The 3,336-nt window shown below is 62.3% G+C and carries 3 protein-coding genes; all 3 read left to right on the forward strand.

The window, feature by feature from the left end:
- The coding region (locus tag RBR29_RS11370; protein WP_320349373.1) for a chemotaxis protein CheW at window positions 1–1,042 on the forward strand (1,042 nt) is incomplete at its 5' end.
- 23 nt (window positions 1,043–1,065) lie between these two features.
- Window positions 1,066–1,563 (forward strand): chemotaxis protein CheW, encoded by a 498-nt coding sequence (locus tag RBR29_RS11375; RefSeq protein ID WP_320349375.1) that lies wholly within the window; start codon window positions 1,066–1,068, stop codon window positions 1,561–1,563.
- Between the two features lie 57 nt (window positions 1,564–1,620).
- A partial coding sequence (locus tag RBR29_RS11380) for a methyl-accepting chemotaxis protein (RefSeq protein ID WP_320349376.1) occupies window positions 1,621–3,336 on the forward strand: 1,716 nt, incomplete at its 3' end.

Genomic DNA, 3,336 nt, shown 5'->3' on the forward strand with positions numbered 1-3,336 from the left:
GATCGAACAGCTGGAACGCAATGCGCGCGACCTCCAGGAGGCCGTGATGTCCATCCGCATGATGCCGATGGATTATGTCTTCAGTCGTTTTCCGCGCGTGGTGCGTGAAAACGCCACCAAAATGGGTAAGCGCATCCGGCTGATCACCAAGGGCCAGGCAACCGAACTGGACAAGAGTCTGATCGAACGCATCATCGATCCCCTGACCCATCTGGTACGCAACAGCCTGGATCATGGCCTGGAGTTGCCGGACGCCCGCATCGCGCAGGGCAAGGACCCGGAAGGAACCTTGACCCTGTCGGCCCAGCATAACGGTGGCCAGATCATCATTGACGTGATCGACGATGGCGCCGGCCTGAACCGCGAGCGGATCCTGAAAAAGGCGATTGCATCCGGCTTTCCCGTGTCCGATGCGACGCCTGATGACGAACTCTGGCAGCTGATCTTCGCACCGGGCTTTTCCACGGCGGAAAAGGTCACCGACATTTCCGGCCGCGGAGTCGGCATGGACGTAGTGCGGCGCAACATTCAGAGCATGGGCGGGCACGTGCAGCTGTCCTCGCGCAAGGGGGAAGGCACCACGACCCGCATCGTGCTGCCGCTGACGCTGGCGATCCTGGACGGCATGTCGGTCAAGGTCGGCGAGGAAACCTTCATCCTGCCGCTGTCCCACGTCACCGAGTCCATGCAGGCCACAGAAGACCAGATCCACCGGATTTCCGAAACGGAGCAGGTCCTGCACGTGCGCGGGGAATACCTGCCCATCGTTGCGCTGCACGAGGTCTTCAGCGTAGCCGGCGCGGAAACCGATCTGACCCGGGCCATCGCCGTGATTCTCCAGGCCGAAGACCAGCGTTTCGCCCTGATGGTGGATCACTTGATCGGCCAGCATCAGGTCGTGGTCAAGAATCTTGAAACCAACTATCGCAAGGTGCCGGGCATTTCGGCCGCCACGATTCTGGGCGATGGCAGCGTGGCCCTGATCGTCGATGTGTTCGCCCTGCGACGCTCCACTTCGTTGCGGGCCAGCGCGGCCGCCTGACCCACACTTCATCCGGAGGCATCATGACTCAAGCCACCCCCAAGCAGGCACAGGGAGAAACCCAAGGTCAGGAATTCCTGGTGTTCACCCTGGCCAATCAGGAATACGGGATCGACATCCTCAAAGTGCAGGAAATCCGAGGCTATGACAGCCAGACCGTCACGCGTATCGCCAACGTGCCGGACTTCGTCAAGGGCGTCACCAATCTGCGCGGCGTGATTGTTCCCATTGTGGATCTGCGGCTGAAATTCAACATGGACAATGTGGAATACACCTCGCAGACCGTGGTGGTGATTCTCAACGTGCGATCCCGGGTCGTGGGCGTGGTGGTCGACGGCGTGTCCGATGTGCTGATCCTGCAGCCCACGCAGATCAGTGCCGCGCCGCAATTCGGCTCGGCATTTTCCACCGAGCACCTGACCGGCATCGGGACGGTCGGCGAACGCATGCTGATTCTGGTGGACATCGAAAAGCTCATGACCAGCGAGGAAATGGCGCTGGTCGAGGAAGCGGTCGCCTGACCAGGCGGCTGCTCCGATCCCTATTTCCGGCAGGTTTCACTCACTGGGTTTGATCTCATGCTATCAGGCGGAAAATCGTTCATCGGCGCACTCAAGGTTCGCACCAGCTTGGTCCTGGTGCTCGTTTTTTTCTTCTTCATGCTCATTGCGGGGGCGTTGCTGGGTGTGCTGTCCCTGAAGATGAACAATGATTCATTGCGAGGAATCATCGCCGACTACGAAACCGTCCGGTTGCTGGACGAATCCGTCGTCCACTATCGTGATGCCCAGGTCCTGTCGGGCCGGGCCCTGAGCAGCATCGTGGTCAACAGTGATCTGGTCAACAGCGCCATCCTGTCCGAATGGGCGGCGGATGGCCAGCAGGCGGGCGCCAGTACGCTCAGCGAGGGCGCCAAGGCGCTCATTGCCGCATCCGAGTCGCATCTGGACAAGGCGCGCGAACTGTTCGGGCAGTTCCGTTCCGCCGCCCAGGAATACATGACCGAGGGTGGGCAGGCAGGCCTGATCGAACCGGTCGTCCAGCGCTATACCCAGCTGCTCGACAAGGACCTGCCGTCCGCGCTGGCGCAGCTCAAGGCCGGTCACATCGAGCAGTACGACGCGCTGCTGTCCGGACAGTTGGGGCCGCAGGAACAGCAGTTCGAACAAGCCGTCCAGGCGCTGACACAGCAGCAACAGGCTGTGACTGCTCAGGCGGTCGCGGACGAGGCCGCGCACCTGCGCCTGGTGATCCTGATCGTGAGCGTGTCCATGGTCGTCGCGTTGTTGTTTTCCATGGCCGCCTATCTGTTCCTGCAGCGCGTGGTGTTGCGGCCGTTGCGAGTGGCTGGCCGGCATTTCGACCGGATTGCGGCCGGAGACCTGACCGAGCCCATCGAAGTGCCGTCGCGCAATGAAATCGGCGTGCTCTACCTGGCGATGCAGCGCATGCAGGAAAGCCTGGTGCGCATGGTGGCCACCGTACGCAATGGGGTGGGCGAAATCCGCGTGGGCGCCCAGGAAATTTTCGCTGGTAACACGGATCTCAGCAGCCGCACCGAACAGCAGGCCGCATCACTGCAACAGACGGCCGCCAGCATGGAACAGCTGGCCAGCACCGTGCGCCAGAATTCGGACCATGCCGCCCAGGCCGATCAGCTCGCCAAGACGGCGGCGGATGTGGCCCAGCGTGGCGGGGTCGCAGTCTCCAGCGTGGCCGAGACCATGACCGGCATCACCCAGAGTTCAGGCAAGATCGCCGAGATCGTCAATGTGATCGATGGGATTGCATTCCAGACCAACATCCTGGCGCTGAATGCGGCGGTGGAGGCCGCCCGCGCCGGCGAACAGGGCAAGGGGTTTGCCGTCGTCGCCGGAGAGGTCCGTTCGCTGGCCCAACGCAGTTCCCAGGCGGCCCGGGAAATCAAGGACTTGATCGACGATTCCGTGGAACGGGTGCGCGAAGGGTCGGCGCGTGTCCAGGATGCCGGACGGATCATGGATGAAATCGTCCAGTCGGTGCAGGGCGTCACCGCCATCATGGACGAAATTTCTTCGGCATCGCGCGAACAGGCCGATGGCATCAGCCAGATCAATTCGGCCGTCAACGATATGGATAATGTCGTGCAGCAGAACGCGGCGCTGGTCCAGGAAGCGGCCAGCGCGGCCGGCTCGCTGCAGGACCAGGCAGAGCATCTCAGTGCGGCGGTCGCGGCATTCCGTCTCCAGGAAGGTGGTCAGGTGATCGACGCCCAGGGGGGGGCATTGGGCTATACTCCGCGCGCGGGCCGCCAG

The sequence above is a fragment of the Castellaniella sp. genome (genome assembly GCF_034007085.1).
In the GTDB taxonomy this organism is placed as follows: Bacteria; Pseudomonadota; Gammaproteobacteria; order Burkholderiales; family Burkholderiaceae_B; genus Castellaniella.

Coding starts and splice junctions, on each gene's coding strand:
- RBR29_RS11375 (WP_320349375.1), top strand. CDS start 1,066: ATGACTCAAGCCACCCCCAAGCAGGCACAGGGAGAAACCCAAGGTCAG.